This is a genomic window from Desulfonatronum sp. SC1 (assembly GCF_003046795.1).
In the GTDB taxonomy this organism is placed as follows: Bacteria; Desulfobacterota; Desulfovibrionia; order Desulfovibrionales; family Desulfonatronaceae; genus Desulfonatronum.
On sequence record NZ_PZKN01000204.1, the window covers coordinates 1 to 409 of the forward strand.

The window sequence follows — 409 nt, forward strand, 5'->3', positions numbered from 1 at the left end:
CATTAATCCAAGCACGGTACCAATCAACAAAGTATAACGGTAACCAGTGCGAATGCGATCCCAACGTCCGGCGCCATAATTTTGTCCGGTAAAACTACCTAGTGCAGTGACAAAGCCTGAAGAAGTCATCCATGAGAGGGCCTCAATTTGTGCCCCGATGCTTTGAACCGCAATGGCCACAGCACCAAAGCCAGCAACAATACGCGCCAGAAAAATGGCAAATACCGCAAACAGGGCACTCTCAGAAGCCACCGGAATGCCGAGTGCAAAAATCCGGCGTGAGATACCCCCATCAAATTTGAATTTCCGCAAATAGAGAGGCACCATCTCCTCCAACAGAATTAACCGATAAAAGAATATAGCAAAAACCAGAAATTGCGACATAAAAGTGGCCCATGCAGCACCCACC

At 47.9% G+C, this 409-nt stretch carries 1 protein-coding gene; it reads right to left on the minus strand.

Going from position 1 to position 409, the window contains the following annotated elements; genetic code table 11:
* The coding region (locus C6366_RS21310; RefSeq protein WP_255412112.1) for an MATE family efflux transporter at window positions 1-384 on the minus strand (384 nt) is incomplete at its 3' end.
* Window positions 385-409: the final 25 nt, after the last annotated feature.